Origin of the sequence: uncultured Methanobrevibacter sp. (assembly GCF_902801725.1) — an archaeon.
Classification (GTDB): domain Archaea; phylum Methanobacteriota; class Methanobacteria; order Methanobacteriales; family Methanobacteriaceae; genus Methanocatella.
The window spans coordinates 1-18,050 of the sequence record NZ_CADCJB010000033.1; the positions used below are offsets into that span (position 1 = coordinate 1).

Annotated in this window: 16 protein-coding genes and 1 pseudogene; 9 read left to right on the top strand and 8 right to left on the bottom strand. The window is 37.2% G+C overall.

The window, feature by feature from the left end; genetic code table 11:
• Nucleotides 1-187: 187 nt before the first annotated feature.
• Both QZV68_RS07845 and cgi121 read left to right on the top strand, forming a co-directional pair.
• The gene (locus QZV68_RS07845) at nt 188-1,657 is read left to right on the top strand and encodes a (R)-citramalate synthase (RefSeq protein WP_296880241.1); all 1,470 of its coding nucleotides are present in this window, start codon (nt 188-190) and stop codon (nt 1,655-1,657) included.
• A gap of 14 nt (nt 1,658-1,671) precedes the next feature.
• Nucleotides 1,672-2,157 carry a KEOPS complex subunit Cgi121 gene (gene cgi121, locus QZV68_RS07850; RefSeq protein ID WP_363137171.1) on the top strand — a complete coding sequence of 162 codons (486 nt, stop codon included), beginning with the start codon at nt 1,672-1,674 and terminating at the stop codon, nt 2,155-2,157.
• Here the strand turns inward: cgi121 and QZV68_RS07855 are convergent.
• The 5 genes from QZV68_RS07855 to QZV68_RS07875 are packed head-to-tail and all read right to left on the bottom strand — an operon-like array spanning nt 2,132 to nt 6,060.
• Nucleotides 2,132-3,088 (bottom strand): DegT/DnrJ/EryC1/StrS family aminotransferase, encoded by a 957-nt coding sequence (locus QZV68_RS07855; protein ID WP_296880244.1) that lies wholly within the window; start codon nt 3,086-3,088, stop codon nt 2,132-2,134. The two genes, cgi121 and QZV68_RS07855, sit on opposite strands and share 26 nt — an antisense overlap.
• Before the next feature lies 1 nt (nt 3,089).
• Nucleotides 3,090-4,262 carry a hypothetical protein gene (locus tag QZV68_RS07860; protein WP_296880246.1) on the bottom strand — a complete coding sequence of 391 codons (1,173 nt, stop codon included), beginning with the start codon at nt 4,260-4,262 and terminating at the stop codon, nt 3,090-3,092.
• A gap of 46 nt (nt 4,263-4,308) precedes the next feature.
• Entirely contained in the window at nt 4,309-5,235 is a 927-nt protein-coding gene (guaA, locus tag QZV68_RS07865) for a glutamine-hydrolyzing GMP synthase (protein ID WP_296880248.1), read from the bottom strand.
• 1 nt (nt 5,236) lies between these two features.
• Nucleotides 5,237-5,494, bottom strand: a complete 258-nt coding sequence (locus QZV68_RS07870; RefSeq protein ID WP_296880250.1) for a hypothetical protein — start codon at nt 5,492-5,494, stop codon at nt 5,237-5,239.
• Nucleotides 5,495-5,496: 2 nt separating this feature from the next.
• Nucleotides 5,497-6,060 carry a GMP synthase subunit A gene (locus QZV68_RS07875; protein WP_296880252.1) on the bottom strand — a complete coding sequence of 188 codons (564 nt, stop codon included), beginning with the start codon at nt 6,058-6,060 and terminating at the stop codon, nt 5,497-5,499.
• 141 nt (nt 6,061-6,201) lie between these two features.
• Between QZV68_RS07875 and QZV68_RS07880 the strand changes: the two genes are divergently transcribed.
• Nucleotides 6,202-6,345 (top strand): hypothetical protein, encoded by a 144-nt coding sequence (locus QZV68_RS07880; RefSeq protein ID WP_296880254.1) that lies wholly within the window; start codon nt 6,202-6,204, stop codon nt 6,343-6,345.
• Here QZV68_RS07880 and trxB read toward each other — a convergent pair.
• The 3 genes from trxB to QZV68_RS07895 form a co-directional block, all read right to left on the bottom strand.
• Entirely contained in the window at nt 6,342-7,262 is a 921-nt protein-coding gene (gene trxB / locus QZV68_RS07885) for a thioredoxin-disulfide reductase (RefSeq protein WP_296880256.1), read from the bottom strand. The genes QZV68_RS07880 and trxB overlap by 4 nt on opposite strands.
• Nucleotides 7,263-7,295: 33 nt before the next feature.
• Entirely contained in the window at nt 7,296-7,835 is a 540-nt protein-coding gene (locus QZV68_RS07890) for a glutathione peroxidase (RefSeq protein ID WP_296880258.1), read from the bottom strand.
• Nucleotides 7,836-7,916: 81 nt separating this feature from the next.
• On the bottom strand, nt 7,917-8,375 hold the full coding sequence (locus QZV68_RS07895) for a MarR family winged helix-turn-helix transcriptional regulator (protein WP_296880260.1): 459 nt from the start codon (nt 8,373-8,375) through the stop codon (nt 7,917-7,919).
• A 244-nt stretch (nt 8,376-8,619) separates the two neighbouring features.
• On the opposite strand from QZV68_RS07895, the gene QZV68_RS07900 reads away from it, so the two are divergent.
• The 6 genes and pseudogenes from QZV68_RS07900 to QZV68_RS07925 all read left to right on the top strand — a co-directional run.
• A complete protein-coding gene (locus QZV68_RS07900) occupies nt 8,620-9,225 on the top strand; it encodes an Ig-like domain-containing protein (RefSeq protein ID WP_296880262.1) in 606 nt (201 codons plus the stop codon).
• Nucleotides 9,226-9,238: 13 nt separating this feature from the next.
• Nucleotides 9,239-9,688, top strand: a complete 450-nt coding sequence (locus tag QZV68_RS07905; protein WP_296880263.1) for a hypothetical protein — start codon at nt 9,239-9,241, stop codon at nt 9,686-9,688.
• Nucleotides 9,689-9,910: 222 nt separating this feature from the next.
• Complete coding sequence (locus tag QZV68_RS07910) at nt 9,911-13,252, top strand: lectin like domain-containing protein (RefSeq protein WP_296880265.1); 3,342 nt, start codon at nt 9,911-9,913, stop codon at nt 13,250-13,252.
• A 117-nt stretch (nt 13,253-13,369) separates the two neighbouring features.
• Complete coding sequence (locus tag QZV68_RS07915) at nt 13,370-13,669, top strand: hypothetical protein (protein WP_296880267.1); 300 nt, start codon at nt 13,370-13,372, stop codon at nt 13,667-13,669.
• 183 nt (nt 13,670-13,852) lie between these two features.
• Nucleotides 13,853-16,792 (top strand): peptidoglycan-binding protein, encoded by a 2,940-nt coding sequence (locus tag QZV68_RS07920; RefSeq protein WP_296880268.1) that lies wholly within the window; start codon nt 13,853-13,855, stop codon nt 16,790-16,792.
• A gap of 304 nt (nt 16,793-17,096) precedes the next feature.
• Nucleotides 17,097-18,050 (top strand): annotated as a pseudogene (locus QZV68_RS07925) (hypothetical protein); the annotation flags it as partial.

Below are 18,050 nucleotides of genomic sequence, written 5' to 3' on the forward strand. Positions count from 1 at the left end.
GGGTTATACCTGGTCTCGTTTCGATCCCAGTAGTGAAGTCCTTTTGTGTTTTGTTTGTGTACTATGGTGTTCTATGGGAATTTCATTTCGCTGCAAGCTTTTTCTATTACAATTATTACTCACTTCTATTTTTTTTATATGCTTTTTTCAAACTTAATACCCGTATGTATAATTTTTAGGTGATTTTTTGAATATTAAAGTATTAGATACTACTTTACGTGATGGTGAGCAAACACCTGGAGTATCTTTAACTCCACAGGAAAAATTTAGGATTGCCTCCAAGTTGGATGAAATTGGTTTGGATTATATTGAAGCAGGATCTGCCATTACATCTGAAGGCGAAAGGGAATCTATTAAAGAGATTACTCAACAAGGTTTCAAGAGTGAAATTCTTAGTTTTTCAAGGCCGTTGAATATTGACATAGATTACTGTCTTGACTGTGATGTGGATGGGGTTAATCTTGTAGTTCCGACTTCCGATTTGCATATTTCACAAAAATTGAAGACCACTTCGGAAAAATTGCTTGATTTATCCAACGATGCCATTGATTACTGTAAGGACCATGGTCTCATTGTAGAGCTGTCTGCTGAGGATGCATCAAGAAGCAATATTGATTTTTTAAAGTCCGTTTACTTGAACGGAATTGAACATGGGGCAGATAGGATTTGTGTTTGTGATACTGTCGGTATATTGACACCGGATTCTTCCTTTGAATTGTTCAACAGTTTAGGGGAGATTGATGTTCCTATTGCATGTCATTGTCATAATGATTTTGGACTTGCTGTTGCAAATACGCTTTCAGCCATAAAAGGGGGCGCCAGTGAATTCCATTCAACTATCAATGGTATTGGTGAAAGGGCTGGAAATACCTCTTTTGAGGAATGTGTTGTGAGCATTGACAGGTTGTTTCCTGACTTTTCAACCAACATCAAAATCAATGAAATTTATGGCATTTCCAAATTGGTTGCCAGATCAACCGGGGTATATATTCAACCTAATAAGGCAATAGTCGGTGAAAACGCATTTTCCCATGAATCAGGAATTCATTCCGATGGAATAATTAAGAATTCTGCCACTTATGAACCTATGACTCCGGAACTTGTAGGAAGAAAACGTAAGTTTGTAATTGGCAAGCATATGGGAACACATGGCTTAGACAATAGGCTTAAGGAATTGGGCATGGATGTTGATGAAAAACAGCTTCAGCAAATTTGCGCTGACATTAAGGAACTGGCAGACATGGGAAAGACGGTTACTGATGTTGACCTGCAGGTGATAGCGGACAACGTTTTGCAAATCAATCATGAGGATATGATTAAGCTTGATGAGGTAACTATCGTTTCAGGAAATAAGGTCATGCCCACCGCTTCGGTTAAGGTAACTATTGAAGATGAGGAAATTCTCAATGCGGGTGTAGGTATCGGTCCGGTCGATGCAGCAATCAACGCTTTGAAATCCTTGGAAATTTTTAACGATATTGATTTGATAGAGTATCACGTAGATTCAATCACCGGAGGTACAGATGCGTTCATTGATGTGATAATTAAACTGCAAAAGGGCGAAAAGGTTGTTTCCGCCAGAGGTACCGAGCCGGACATTATTAATGCCAGTGTGAAGGCTTATGTTGCTGGTGTTAACAGGCTTTTAGGGGAATAGGTGTTTATATGCATATGGATAACGTTCAGATTTTAGGATTCAGGGCTAATATTGATTCTGTTGAAAAAACCCTTAATCGTATTGATGACATTAAAGAAGACGATGAAATCATTCAGCTTTTGAACGCCGATGCGATAGCTTCCAGAAAACATGTTGTTCATGGTGTCAATCAGGCATTTCTCGCTTTTGAAAGGGGAGAAAATTTGGCAAATGACGTAAGCGTTGAAATCGCACTTAGATGTTCCGCTCAAAGGCAGATTTCCAAGGCTTTTAAAATGTTGGGGTTAAAGGAAGGTAAAATGAACTTATGTGCAGTCTTAATCAACTGCAAAGACTACACAGATGAGCTGTCCCGATTGTTCACATCCGATGACAGTGTCCTGAGTCCTGACGATGATGCTCTTATGGAAATTTATAAAATAGGTCCTGAAGAAATAGTGAGCATGTCAATTGAGGATGTCATTATTGATAGAATCACAAAGCTTGCAGTTGACTACTGACTTCTTCAATAATCCTATCGAGATATTCTTTTTTAAGGCAGCCGTAATCCAGGTTTTTGATTTCGACTGCAATCGCTTTTTGTTTTATCCTGTTATAGTTAGGACAGGTTGTGATGAATCCGCTTTTGTCTGTTGTCAGTGACCTTTTCAAATTCCAGCCAATTGACTTCGCATCTTCATGCGGAATAATCACATTAACGCCTCTTTTATTTGCATGTATTGCATTAGGTATGTGTTTTTTTAGATACTCTGTTGCATTTAATGTAACTTCAAGATTTTTACCAACATTATCAAGTTCATTATCTATACCACTACATATGATATCGTTGGTTTTGCTAAGTTTTTGTGGAAGTGATGTTTTTGCAAAAATTTCTGGATTGTCTGCTGTGATGAATCCTCCGCTTCCGACATTGATGATTTTCGGGGAGCCGGTAGATGCAAGAATGATGTCTGAATGCCTTCCAAGTCTGTTTTTCCTATCTCCAATTCCTGCCGATGCATCCTCGATTGTTGTGATGGCGTTGTTTTTGCAGTATTTGGCAATGGATTTTGTGTCCTGCTCTGCACAGTAACCTGCAAAACTGGTAAATATCAGTGCAGAATTATCCTTCAAATCCATTTCATCCAATCGGTTCGGGTCAATCAGTCCGAAATCAGTTTTCAGTGTCACTATGTTTTTATTCAGGAATCTTGCAATCTGCTTGAATCCGTGCCAGCCGCCCTGGTCCGGAATAATGATGTCTCCTTCAACGGCTGAAAGCGCAATGAAAATGCTGTTGTTTCCGCTTGAAGTAATTCTTGCTTCATCATGTCCTGTCAAATCCTTGATTTTTTCTATGCAGCTTTTCTCGAAGTCTTTGGAAACGTTTCCCTTTGCAACTTCAGACATTATTTCCATGGTTTTCTGTGATGGGGTTTTGAATCTAAACATATTATCCGCTTTTAAAGTACATGTCCAGGGTGGTCTGCTTTGTGTGAAGCATCTCGTTTAGCAGTGTTCCCTGCTTGACGTATCTGTTGATTGGAATTCTTAATTTTTCTCCGGAATATTTCAATGCATCTTCCAGTGTTTCAAATTCAATGTAAGGTCTCATCATCGCTTCCTTAATGTTTTCACGTACATTGAAAACACCTAAAGGCACATATCCGTCATAGGCCTCCCTTAAAATTATCAGGCCTGATTGCTTTTTGATTTTTAAAAGATAATCAAGAACTGCCATTTTTGCAGTATAATAGCATCCGCCAACCCGTGAATATTCTTTCTTGCCGCCGTTGGTTTCATAGTCTGAAAATATCAGTTCTTCATTTCTCATTAATTTGATGAATGCCTCATACCATTCATACTGCCATTCTGTTGGTGTCAGGATGATTATGTAATAATTGTTAAGCGCTCCGAATTCAAATAGCCTGTATGTGTCAAGCCTTTCGAACTTTCTGACTTCCTTGAGGAATTCATCCGCCAGTGTTGAATCGCATGCAGTAATTGACCAGCGTGTTGGAACCAGTTTTCTTTTGTTTTTTGTACCTATTGCACCTACTGAAAATGCTTTTTGCATTGCTGAGAATGGAACGTCCTTGTTGTGGAGATTGACAACAGCATCTGTTGCCTTGAGGTCGGTATCATAGAATGTTTTCTCCAGCTGCCTGTCCCACCTAACTGCATCGATGTCGAATGTTTCAATGACTGCGCTTGGGCCGTGGGGCATGCTGTCTTCGGTAAGCATGGATCCGGTTGGCCTTCTTCCAAATGTCGCTTCGCTGTCGATTGACTTGGATGCAAGGGAAATGTCCTGCAGCTTTTCAACAAAAGGATTTTCCAAATCATCAATCTTAATCAGCTGCTTTCCCCTTACTAGGCTCATCCTGTAGTTGATGATTTCATCCTGGGTCTTGTTCTGACCGATCCAGTCTTCCGGGGAGTCCATAATGTAGGTATCTCCCATCTGGGAGCTCATCATCGGACCTGCATAGACCTTCGGATAGGACCATCTGCCTATAAATACTGACGGAGGTGTTGTCCCTTCAAGATTTTTCCCGACATTAACAGATTTCATTTGAATTTGTTCTGTTAATTTGGCTAAATAAGCATTTTTAGTGGTTTTCATTGTTTTTAAAAAAAGTAAAATAAAATACTATTGTTTAAAATAGTATTTAACAGAATTCGATGGTTGCAGGTGGTTTATCACTGATGGATAAAGCGACGTGGGTAACTTCTGAAATTTCTGAAGTAATTCTTTTGGAAATGTTTTGGACTACATTCCAAGGAAGTTCAGCCACTGATGCTGTCATTGCATCAATTGAGTTGACGACTCTTACCACTATAAGATATCCGAAGTCTCTTTGGTCTCCTTTAACTCCGGTAACCTTGGTGTTGGTTAGGACTGCGAAATATTGCCATACGTCCTTGTCGATACCTGCTTTTTCAATTTCATCACAAACGATCTTGTTTGCTTTTCTACAAATTTCAACGTTTTCTCTTGTAAGGGCTCCGACGACACGTACTCCAAGGCCAGGTCCTGGGAAAGGTTGCCTGTATACGGTTGTTGCAGGAAGGTCGAGTTCATCCCCGATTTCTCTTACTTCGTCCTTGTACAGGTCACGGATAGGTTCGCATAGTTCAAGTTCCATTCCGCTTGGAAGGGCAAGGTTGTGGTGGGATTTGATTTCGCCTTTGGTTTCAATCCAGTCAGGTGCGATTGTTCCTTGAACGAGGAATTTTGCTCCGGATTTGATTGCTTCCCTTTCGAATACGTCGATGAATACTTTTCCGATGATTTTTCTTTTTTCTTCCGGGTCTTCAACACCTGCAAGAGCATCCATAAACTCATCGGAAGCATCAACAAACTTGAAATTCAATCTGTCTTTGAAAGTGTTTGTTACCTGTTCGACTTCACCTTCTCTTAAAAGACCATGGTCTACAAATACTGCAGTCAGATTATCTCCAATAGCTTCCTGAACGAGAACAGAACATACTGAACTGTCTACACCACCGGATAATGCAATGATTGCTTTTTCATCACCAATCTGGTCTTTGATTTTTTTGACCGCATCTTCAATAAATTCTTTTGGGCTCAACATTTTACTCCTCTTCCTCTTCTTCGAAATCTTCAATAATTTGTTTGATCATAGCTTCAAGACCATTGTCATTACCTGATTCAATAGCTTCAAAGATATCGTCATACTTAATGAATTTTTCAATTTTTACAGATTTGGCCCCAATTCCAGAGATTCTAAATCCGTATTCTTCATCACCAATAGGTATGTTAACATATTGTCTTTTCAAAGCAGCTTTGTTGTCTTGTGCTTTTGTTGCTAAGTCTTCTGCATTATCAATCATCATTACACCTTTTCTTGACAGATTTTATAAAAGTTTTTAAAAATTATTTCTCCTTTCGGAGTGTGATGCACTTCAGGGTGGAATTGAATTCCATATACGTCCCTTTTCTTATGCTTGAATGATTCGACATCACATAATTTGGAACTGGCCAGAATTTCAAAGTCTTCAGGGATTGTTTTCACTTCGTCCTTATGTGAAGACCAGACATCCATTTCAGGTGCCAGTCCTTCAAATAAATTTTTATCATTATCAATATTAATTTTCACTTGAGCATAACTTTCAGTTTCTGAAGTTGTGACTTCTCCACCATATGCCTTTGCAATCAGTTGGTGTCCGAGACAGATTCCCAGAATTGGAATGTCAAAATGCTTGATGTATTCTTCGCTCATACCTGCACCTTCAAGTGAAGGTCCTCCACCCAGTATAAGTCCGATTGGATTTTTAGCTTCGATTTCTTCGATGGTTAAATCATTTGAAACGAGTTCGGATGGAATCTGGAGGTATTGCAAACTTCTCTGAATTCTGTGGTTGTACTGTCCCTTGTTGTTGATAACTAAAATTGTCATTTTATACTCCATGAAAATATAATGATGTTATTTTTGGTTTTTTTATTTATTATATTTAACTAAGGAATATAGAAAAATTTAAAAAAAAGTATTTCAATTCCACTTAAACTTTATATATGATTTAATATATATTTGAATTACATGGAATTACAAGATTTAATATTTATGATAATTGCAGTCCTTATAGCAGTACTCCTGCTTCAGGTATTCATGTGGCTTCTGCCTGTTATTGTGGTAGCTGTTATTGCATTTTTGATATACATGTATCTTTCAGAAAGATATTAGCTGTCCTGTTTGATATCGTTATATGCTGAAGTTGCAGCAACTGCACCTTCTCCGCATGCCACTACCCACTGCTTCAAACCAACACATACATCACCGATTGCATAGACATAGTCCACATTTGTTTTCTGTTCCTTGTCTATGATGATGTGTCCTGATTCATCCAATTCGACTCCGAGCTGTTCGGCAAGTTCAGTGTGTGGAATATATCCTACGCTGATGAAGACTCCATTTACAGGCAACTCATTGAGCTCGCCGGTTTTGGTGTCCTTCAAAACGACTGATTCCACAAGCATGCTTCCTTTGATTTCCTCAACGGTTGCATTGAGGATTGTTGGAATTCCTTCTTTTTTTATCATGTCCTGCAGATGCTTCTGGGCTCTGAATTCATCTCTTCTGTGAACTAAAGTGACATTTGCACCTAAATTTTTTAGATAAATTGCTTCCTGAAGTGCGCTGTTTCCTCCGCCCACCATGATGATGTCACGTCCTGCAAAGAAAAATCCGTCGCAGGTGGCGCAGTAGCTCACTCCCTTGCCCTTGAATTCCTCTTCACCGTTTGCATCCAGATGCCTGTGGGAACTGCCTGTTGCAAGTATGACTGTCTTTGTTTGGTATTCGTCTTTATTGGTTTTTACTGTGAAACGATATTCGTCATCTGTTTTAATGATTTCACGCACGTCCTCCATTTCATGGAGTTCGCAGTTTCTTGTGGCCTGCTCTTTCATCTTTTCAATCAGTTCCAATCCGGAAACACTGTCAAAACCGGGATAATTCTCCATTTCTGGAACTTCACGACCAATTCCTCCAGCAAGGTCACGGTCAATAATCAGATTGCGTGTTCCTTGACGTCCTGCATAGATTCCGGCTGTCAGGCCTCCTGGACCTGCACCTATTATAATGATATCATATTGTTCCATAGTTTAGCCTCTTAAAAAATAGGGGATTTAATACTAGATTAAATCCGCAATTGCATTTTTGACGTCTCCGAGATCTTCGGTAGGTTCGAATCTTCTAACGACATTTCCTTCACGGTCAACAAGGAATTTTGTAAAATTCCATTTTATGTCATTGTTGTCCTTGTAATGTCTGTCCATTGCCTTTAAAACCAATTTTAATTTTGTAGCTCCTTTGCCGGTAATCTCTTTAAATGGCTGTTCATTTTTAAGGTATTCAAAGAGTGGTGATGCGTTTTCACCGTTTACGTCAATTTTGTCAAAAATCTGGTACGGTACCAGCCATTTGTTGCGGCAGACTTCTGCAATTTCTTCGGTTGAACCAGGAGCCTGTTTTCCAAATTGGTTGCATGGGAAATCGAGGATTTCAAAACCGTCGTCTTTAAATTCAGCGTAGATTTCATTCAATTCGGTGTATTGTGGAGTAAATCCGCATTTTGTTGCAGAGTTTACAATCAACAGTACTTTGCCTTCAAATTCGGAGAGTGAAACCATGTTTCCTTCTCCATCTTTTACTTCAAAATCGTAGATTGACATTGTTTTTACCTCTTCAATTTTAAAGACTTAACTAAGTTAAGACTTATATTAGTATTCATGAATATTGTATTTAAATGTTACCTATTTTTCCATAAGTGCAGTCTGTTTGGTAATCTGATAAAGCCTTTTTTTAAATTCAAAAAGTTCCTCATTGCTGAAATTTTTGCTGATTTCCCTTTCCCATCCGCAGGTCAGGACATTGATTTCAACAAAAATCGCCTCTCCTTTTTCGGTTAATGTAAGAACATTTCTGCTTTTGTTGCTTTCATCCTTTTTCTTTTCGACGATTCCCTTATTTACAAGTTTCTTAACCATTTTGGCAACATTTGCCTCCGACACGAACAGGGTTTCGGCCAGTTGGCGCTGAGAAATTGATGGAAAATACTTGATGTTGTAGATGTAAGTCAATTCGCCGTAGGTTATTGAAATGCCTTTAAGGTTTTCCTTCAGGTAACTGTTGTAGCTTAACAGAATGTATTCCATATATAGGTTAATGGGAGTTAAAACAATTCTGTCATTCTTCCATTCGCTTTCAACCATATAAACACCACATCAATAGTTAATTTAATTAAGTGCCTATATATAATTATCACTTTAAGGCCAAATTGTGTGTTGGTCTATTCTGGATTTGGACGCTGAATTCATGATTTGGAGAAATTCCCAAATGTTTTTAAAGCATTTCTCATGATGTTTTATGATTTTCTTTAGGTTTTGGCTGTGTAGAAACTATAAATATGTAATTTGTATATAAATAGATATTAATTAAGTGTTTTTAGTGATGTGGATGGAAAATAGAAATATAGTTATTATACTTGTTGCGGTAGTTCTTGTTCTTGCCGTCGCTGTAGGATTTTCTATTTTTGAATTGAATAAGGCAGATTCAAAGTTAGCAATTGCCCATAAGACAATCAATGTCGGTGATGGACTGGTTATCGCATTGAAGGACAGCAATGGCAATCCAATTTCAAATGAAACTGTCCATATGAAAATTACCGGCAATGACGGAAAGGTAATTAATGAGGATGTAACCACCAATTCCAATGGCAGAGCCAAATTGACGATGAATAATGATGGTAAATATTCAGTTGAATGCAGATTTGATGGAAACGGTAAGTACTCATCAAGTTCGGCTACAGGAAATGTTACAGTTGAAAAAGCAGCCACCAAAGAAATAAGTGATGATAAAACCAGCAATTACAATTCGGTGTCCGGTTTAAGTGATGACGGATATTCATATTATCCTCAAAATGGTCCTAATGTGGACTCTATGGGTCAGACTCGTGAATATGCGATTGCCAACAACATGCATTACATTCCGCAAACAATTGATGGTGTGGATGCAGGAGTATATGTCCCTTATGATTCAAAAGCAGGATGTTATCATACATAAGAGGTGAATAAAAATGGAAAATAGACAGCTGATTATAATACTGATTTTGGTAATTATAATTTTGGCTTTGGGCATAGGCATTTCGTTTTTACAGACTGGTAACGAAAAGCAGACAAATGTCGAAACACAGGATGTTGATGATGGCGGCGTTGAGGAATCATCAGCTTCTCCCCATACATTATCAGTAGTTCCTGAATTCGATAGGGATGTTAAAAAATCAGACGGTCCATACACAGTTGAAGCAACCAAATGGATGGGCGGTTCTGTAGGCGGATTTGAAGTCTCGCTATACAAAAACGGCCAGCTTATGGATAGGAGTTCCTACCAGTCTAGAGCATATTTCAATGACGGCAGAGGATGGAAATGGAGCAACTGGGATGATGGGGAAGTTGACGGTGCAACATTCCATAAGTATCCTGTATCAAAGGGTGTTGAGATAAGGGAAGTCGAAGTGATGTTTTAATATATTTTTAAAGGAAATTAAAACGGAAAAACTGGAAATCTAATTAGGGTGCAACTGCACTACAACATTTCTTAGATGTAAATTTAAATGCCGTCACGGGCATCTTTAATATAATTTATTAATCATTTTTTTTTTATTATTTGATGTTTGTCTGTATTGGAAAGTGTTAATAGTTTATTCATATAAAATTTATATTTAACTATTATGTCTGGAGGAAAATTCATGATTAACAAAAAATTAATAATGCTGGCAATATTTCTTGTAAGTCTGTTGGCGGTTTCTTCAGCAAGTGCAACAGACAATGTTACGGGGGATATTGTTGGTGTTGATGAAACTGTGCCGGGGATTGTTAAAAATACGACTGATGATTCGGTAAGTGATGATGAGTCTAGCATTGCTACTTTTGATGAACTGGCAAAGGAAATAAATGCCTCTGAGAAAGGGAAAGTACTGGACCTTGCAAAAGACTACATGTATGTGAACGGTCCTACAAATGGAATTCGGATTGATAAGGCAATAACAATTGACGGGCATGGCGCCACACTGGACGGAGACCATTTATCCAGAATATTCAATGTGACCGCAGACAATGTGATGCTCAAGAATATTCAATTCATCAATGCACGAAGCGATGGCGATGGAGGTGCGGTTCATTGGAATGGAAAAGGTGGAGTTTTGAGCAACTGTACTTTTGTTGACTGTTCAGCATCAAATGGTGGGGCAGTATACGCATATCTTTCATCAATTAGTCTTATCGACTGTTCTTTTTTAGGTAATTCTGCAGGCAATGGCGCTTCAGCATATCTTATGTTTTCATTAGCCAAATTTATTGATGATTCATTTGTCAATAATAAAGCCACTAACTCTTCTGCAGCAATCTTCAGCATGGTTTCAGTCAATTCGATTGAGGGATGTGATTTCATCAACAATTCCGTCAGAAACAAGTCTCCGTTTGGAGCGGCAATTGCATTTTATCAGTATGAAAACAATATAAGCAATTCAAGATTCATAAATAATTCTATCAACGGTGAATATGGATATGGAAGCTCTATTTTTAATTATGGTATATTGAACCTCTACAACACGACAATAGCCAACAATACTCAAAATACCCGAAACAGGATCGATGAGACAGTTTACACCATAATCGGAAAGGCAAATCTCAGGAACTGCATTGTTGAAAACAATTCCTGCAGCGGCGATGAGGATATGGTGTATGCTCTGTTCTGGCCAATGATATTTGACAAGGTATTCGATGAGACAGACGCAGCCATTCCTGCAAAATATGACTTGAGAAATATTACTCTGCAAAACGGCACTACTGTATCCTATGTCTCTCCAATCAAGGATCAAAAAAATTCAGGTACATGCTGGGCTTTTGCTGCAATCGGTGCTCTGGAATCATATCTGTTAGAAAGTGAAAACAGGCTGTATAACTTTTCAGAAAACAATCAGAAAAACATAATGGGTCCGTATACAGAAGGTGGCTGGGTATTTTTGAGGGGTGGAGGAACTGCCAAAACCCTTGCATACTGGAGCCGATGGTCAGGACCTGTCAATGCCAGTGATGACCCATTCAATGAAACCTCTAAAGTTTCTCCAACAAATTTGACTGTTGTTAAACATGTTCAGGATGTCGTATATCTGCCTGTGATGGATATTGTTCAATTAAAGCTTGCAGTATTGGAATATGGTTCTGTCGTTATGGGGTATTATCCTTTAGATTCAGAACGCATGATAATAAATGGGACAATCGTTGAAAGTGAAGTTGAGCCGATAAATCTTCTTCCGAGATTTTCATCCCATGTAATTGACATTGTCGGATGGGATGATAACTATCCTGGTTCCCGTTTTGGAGAAAATGTTCCTGATGGGGCATTTATATTAAAAAACAGCTTCGGTACAAGTTATTATGACAAAAAGATAAATCAAACTGTTTATTTGGAGGGCAATGGGTTCAATTACATTTCATATTATGACTTGACACTTTCAAAGGAAAACATTCCCTATGCAATAGTTAACATGGAGGATGTAGGAAATTATAATGAGAATTATTATTATGATCCTGCAGGAACACTTGTCAACTTTGGTTTCAATAATGAAACCGCATGGTTTTCCAATCAGTTTGTTTCTAACAACAGTTATCCTCTTGCAGCATTCAGCTTGTATTCATTTGGGGTCGATTCAACCTATGAAGCTTATGTTTATGTCAATGACAATCTTGCACACACACAACAGGGTGTCATTCACAATCCCGGATACAATACAATCAAATTGAGCGATTACGTTGAGCTGAACCGTAATGATGTTTTCAGGATAACTATAAAGTTAACCACTCCAAACTGCAGATATCCAATTCCTGTTAGTTGCAATGTCAATGGGTGGATTGCCAATACCTCTTCATCTCCAAATCAGTCATTCATAAGTCCTGATGGTGTCAATTGGATAGATTTATATTATACCAATAATAATCTCTATCAAGATTCCGGTGTCGTAAAATATATCGAATTATCAAATGTCACTGTCTGCTTAAAGGCTTTCACTGCTGATTTGGGAATAATTGCAGAGGATCTTGTTAAAATCTATAAAAATGATTCTATGTTTGAAGCTAAGATAGGTGAATACAATAAATCCGTAACCTTTGAAGTGGATGGCGTCAAATATGCTCGCTTAAGCGATGAAAACGGATTGGCCAAATTGGAAATCAACTTGGATCCTGGCAACTACACAATTAAAACTTCCTATGACAAATTCAGTGTTGAAAACAATATTGAAGTGTTGCCTACATTGATTGCAGAAGACCTTGTTAAACGCTATGGTGATGGGTCAAAGTTTCAAATTTCACTGATTGACGGCACAGGAAAACCTGTTGCAAATGTTGATATTGCAATGGAGATTAACGGCGTATCTTATAGCAGACCAACAGATAAAAATGGAAAAGCCAGCTTAAATATCTATCTAAAGCCAGGCAAATATGTATTGACCGCCACTGATCCACTGACAGGACTTGAAATGTCATATGGCATTACAGTTTTGCCGGTAAAGAAGACAACTCCAAGAATTGTGGCAAACAGCAAGACATTCAGGACAACTGTCAAAATCAAAAAGTATGCAATTGTATTGAAGGACAAATCCGGCAAGGCAATCAGAAATGCGAAAGTCTTCCTGAAAGTAAACGGCAAAACATATAATGCAAAAACCGCTTCCAACGGCAAGGCAATTTTTAAGATTACCAAGCTTTTTAGGAAAGGAACGTTCAAGGCAGCAATAACATTCAACGGAAGCAAATATTATACTAAGATAACCAAAAAAGTAAACATTAAAGTCATATCTGCTTTCAAGACAATATCCAAAGGCAGCAAATATCATTCAATGGTTAAAAAGATTCAAAGGGCATTGAAGAAAAACGGATACTACCTTTCAGCTTATGGACATTATCTGATGGTTGATGGAATTTATCATGATTGGACTGTTAAGGCAGTCAAACAGTTCCAGAAAGCCAAAGGATTGAAAGTAACGGGCAAAGTGGATGAGAGAACTGCTTTAAAGCTTAGGATAATTTGAGTTTAGGTAGGTGCAGCAGCATCTGCCACTATTTTTTTTTTAAATTTTCATACATACACTGCATCAATTAGCTTTGCAGGCGATAATGCATACCTTAAATCAACCGGATCTGTCAAGGTGGTAGTGGCTAAGGGAACTCCAACAGTGGGTGCAAAATCAAAGGCATTCAAGAGAACTGTCAAAGTCAAGATGTACACAGCAACCCTGAAGTATAAAGGCAAGGTATTGAAAGGTGCTAAAATGGTCTTGAAATTCAAAAATAAAAAATACATTGCAAAAGTAGACAGTAATGGTAAAGCAACCTTTAAAATTACTCATTTAAATAAAAGAGCAAGATACACTGCGCTTGTTGGATTTTTAGGTAACAAATCCTACAACAAAGCAAAATCAGTAAGAGTTTTAATTGCTGTTAGGTAGAAACATTCTACCTAATTCCTTATTTTTTTCAGAGTTGATTAATTATTTAACAATTTTTAAAAAATCTATTGTAATATTCATGTGTCCTGCTGATTGTTGTGGCCATTGTTCTGCGACAATAATAAATAATTAATATGATGTTCCGGATAAATATATAACAAATAAAATTTTGGAGGAAAAAATTTGCTAAAGAAAAAATTAATGGTGCTGGCATTATTGCTTGTAGCTTTATTGGCGGTTTCCGGTGTTAGTGCATCTGAAAACGTGACTGATATTGCAACCATTGAGCATGATGCGATAGCAAACGATATACAGACATATTCAAATGACGATACATTAAATCAGGTAAATGACAGAGAAATAATGGGCGAAACTGATAACGGAACATTCAGTGATTTGCAAACAAAAATCGATGCTGCAGGTGTTGGAGGTGTGGTAACTCTAGAAAATAATTATACCTATGATGATACCTTCTCAAATGATGGAATAACCATAACAAACCCTATAACCATAAACGGTAACGGTTTTGCAATAAACGGTTTGGAACAATCCAGAATATTTAACATAACATCTTCACGTAATGTCGTTTTGAATGATATTATATTTATGAATGGACATTCAAACCTTGGTGGAGCAGTAATATTCGATGGAGACGTTTCAGATATTGTGATTGACAATTGTAAATTCATAAACAATACTGCCACAGTAAACGGGGGAGCAGTATATGCCAAAGGCACATTCATGAACGGTACTGTCAAAAATTCTGAATTTGAATCAAATGTCGCTACCAAAAACGGTGGGGCAATTTATGTTTTAAGCAGTTCCAGCGGTGGTATCTTTGAAAACATAACATTTTCCCATAACAGGGCAAATGGAGCTGATGGTGGTGCAATCAATTTCCACGCACAGCTGACAAACACAACTTTCAATAATCTCACATTTTTAGATAATCATGCGGCAAATGGTGGGGGAGCCATTAATACAGATCATAATGTAAATGACAATAATTCATATTCCAATTCAAATTTCATCAACAATAGCGCTAAAAACGGTGGAGCATTTAACGGTTATGGATATTCCAATTATAACTCCTTTGAAACATGCGTGTTTATCAACAACTCCGCCGCTAATCATGGTGGTGCAATATACTATGCCAGAAATATAGACCGCAACACACTAGACGAATGCTTATTTTTCAACAACTCCGCTAAAGCTAACGGAGGAGCAATATACAGCTATAGAAATTCCAATAACAACACATACAATAATACAGTATTCATTGGTAACGTTGCTGGAAATAATGGTGGTGCAATTTACAATAGAGGATATTCAGATTCTGAAACCTATACTAATTGTGTTTTCATGAATAACACTGCACTTTCTGTTGATGGAGGCTGTATAAACGTTTTTGCAAATATGGCAGGGGTTGTTTTCGACAATGTCGTATTTATAAACAATAGCGCTGCAGGTAATGGTGGTGCAATAAATGTGGATGATGATGCAAAATATATCATTTTCTTTAAAACTGGTTTTATAAACAATACTGCAGGTAAAAATGGTGGAGCATTATCTTTTGTTAATTCAAAAAGGAACCTGTTTGATAATGCGGTCTTCCTTCAAAATCATGCAGATCTTGACGGCAGTGCAATTCACATCTTCAGAAATATGAGAGAAGATAAGTTCGTTAATTCTTATTTCATCAGCAACAATGCTAGTGGTGCTGTAATTGGAGTTAACACTACAGTCAATTCCACTTTTGAAGCAATATTTATTAACAACACCGGAAATGCAGTGATAATGCTTAATTCAGCAAACGGTACAAATATAAGCAGAGGAGTTTTCTTGGGAAATGATGTCGAATCAACAATTGCAATCAATTCACCAAGCAATTCAATCGTTAATGACAATGTCTTTTTAAATAAGGAATCTGCATATGAAATCAAATCAGACAAAGGACTCAATGCCGATTACAACTGGTTTGGAAATAATGCAACCAATTACAAAACAAAACCTAAGGTCATGGATGGAGTGGATTATGATACCTGGCTGTTTTTAAACGCAACAGCAAGTCCTGATAATATTGCTGTTTTCGATACTTCAAATGTTGTATTCCTATTGTATAACTATAATTCAACTTCAGAAAAGATAAATGAACATTATATTTTGGATTCTGTTAAATTAATGCTTACTGCAACAAATGGGCATGTTCACAGCAGTTTCGTGTCTTTAGGTGAAACTATTGAATTTGAATCAGAAACCAGTGGAATCGCTACTGTAACCGCAAAAATGGATGATGCAGAATACACAGTTAACATCACAGTCAATAAACTTCCTACACAATTGACAGCCAATCCGGTAACGGCAATTTTCAATGTTGATAAGGAAATGGTCATTACTTTAAAGGATAGTAACGGCAATGCAATTGGCGGCGCTGAGGTAACCGTCAATTTGAACGGTGCTAAAAAATACACAACTGATGATAATGGTCAAATCAAAGTATCCACCATAGGACTGGCTCCTAAAGCCTACACAGCCGAAATAGCATTCAATGGCGATGACAGATATGACCAGTCATCAGAATCCGTTAAGGTCACTGTCAAAAAGGCAACTCCGAGAATGGCTATCCATCAGAGAACATACAAGACAAATGTCAAGGTCAAAGCCTTTGCAGTTATCCTAAAGGACAATGTCGGAAAAGCTATCAGAAACACCAAAGTGGTTTTAAGAGTTGGCGGCATTAATTATTATGCAACAACCAATGCAAACGGAAAAGCAATCTTTAAAATCAGCAAGTTGAACAAGATTGGAACCTTCAAAGTTGCAGTGACCTATAAAGGAAACGGATACTACAATAAGCTGACTAAAACATCCATAATTAAGGTCATACCATTTTTCAAGACCATATCCAAAGGAAGCAAAAACTCAGCAATGGTTAAAAAGATTCAAAGGGCACTTAAAAGCAACGGATACTACCTTTCAGCTTATGGACATTATCTGATGGTTGATGGAATTTATCATGATTGGACTGTTAATGCAGTCAAACAGTTCCAGAAATCCAAAGGATTGAAAGTAACCGGTAAAGTGGATGAACTGACAGCCAAAAAACTTGGAATAATCAGGTAGGTAAAAAAATATTTTTACCTCCACTCTTTTCTTTTTTTTAAAGTTCATCGCAGATTTTTTTTTGTTAGCTATTGATTTTAACTGTTTTTTTTAAAATGAATTCATTTTTATGTGTGAATGCATATTGTTTTCAAAATATTTTTATTTTATTGTTTACATAGTTAATATTGTAAAAAGTGTTTTGTTTTTTAGGCACCGTTTTTTAATGGTGTTTTTGATATTGGGCAGTTTTATATTTTAATACACTTTAAAAACTGACAAAAAACTCTTTTCATGAGTCTTTTGCTGTAGATGGAGAATAATAATGAAATCTAAAAAGTATTTGTTGGTTGTTTTATCAATATTGATTTTACTCCTTTTTATTGGTTCGGCAAGCGCAGCTGATGCTAATGAAACAGATGTAATTTCCATTGATGAATCAACCAACCTGGAAAATAATTTATTATCTGCGGATAATAATGAAATAAGCAATGATGCTTTGAAAGCATCTAATGATGAATTATTAACTGCCGGAAATGACTGGTATGTTAATTCAAGTAAAGATAGTAGTGGTGATGGAAAAAGTGAAGGGTCTGCATTTAAAACAGTAAATGAATCTTTAAATGAAGCTCAGGATGGAGACACAATTTGGATTGCATCAGGAGAATACACCGGAAATGAGAATATAGGATTAACTATTACTAAAAATTTAAACTTCATAAAAAATGGGGATGGTGAAGCAATCTTTGATGCTAAAAACTCAAGTAATATTTGGACTGTTAACTCCACATCCATAAATATAACAGGCTTAACCTTTAAAAATGGAAATTCAACTAACGGTGGTGCAATTTACATTTCAAATGAAGTTAAATCCAATATAAACGCTACTTTTATTAATAATACTGCAGTAAAAAATGGTGGTGCTATCTATATTGTAAGTGGCGGTATTTCCGGTAATGTAAATGGTGTTTTTATTAATAACACTGCACCTACATGGGGTGGTGCTATCTATATTGATAGCGGTGGTATTTCCGGTAATGTAAATGGTACTTTTATTAATAACAAAGCGGGTGCGGGTGCTGCTATCTTTATTGCTGGTGATATTTCCGGTAATTTAAATGGTACTTTTATTAATAACACTGCATCTGGTCGGGGTGGTGCCATCTATATTTATAATGGTGATGCTTCTGGTAATGTAAACGGTACTTTTATTAATAACGTCGCAAATCAGGGCGGTGCCATCGCTGTTGGTGATGAGGGTAAGATTTCTGGTAATGTA